Below are 453 nucleotides of genomic sequence, written 5' to 3'. Positions count from 1 at the left end.
GCCGCTGGAACTGTGGGTGAGATGGCGGCAGACCTCTCGCGCGACGAAGTGCTTGAGGCACCTGAAGATGTCCTTCGTCTTGAGTCCTTCGGGGGTGCGTCGTGCGACGTAGTTGCGGGTCCGCGGGTCGTGGCGCATGCGGACCAGCACGATTGTGTGCAGCGCACGGCTGGCCTGGCGGTCTCCACCACGGTTGAGCCGGTGGCGGTCTGTGCGCCCGGATGAGGATGGCACGGGTGCGGCGGCGCACAGGTGGGCGAAGGACGCTTCTGAGGCGAGCCTGTCGGGGTTGTCTCCAGCGGTGGCCAGCAGCTGTCCGGCAGTCTCGGTCCCGACGCCCAGGGGCGCGAGCAGGCCGGGCGCGGTGCGGGAGATCAGGGCGCGCAGGTCAGCGTCCGCGTCCGCTAGGTGCCGTCTCGTGCACCGGCCGGCGATCGTGACCTCATAGAAGCT

General features: G+C 69.5%; 1 protein-coding gene. It reads right to left on the bottom strand.

The window, feature by feature from the left end:
- A partial coding sequence (locus ACFVX9_RS39685) for a transposase (RefSeq protein WP_387987160.1) occupies positions 1-453 on the bottom strand: 453 nt, incomplete at both ends.

The sequence above is a fragment of the Kitasatospora sp. NPDC058243 genome (assembly GCF_042882025.1).
In the GTDB taxonomy this organism is placed as follows: Bacteria; Actinomycetota; Actinomycetes; order Streptomycetales; family Streptomycetaceae; genus Kitasatospora.
Note: the sequence above shows the minus strand (reverse complement) of the source record. Positions and strands in the feature narration are given on the sequence as shown.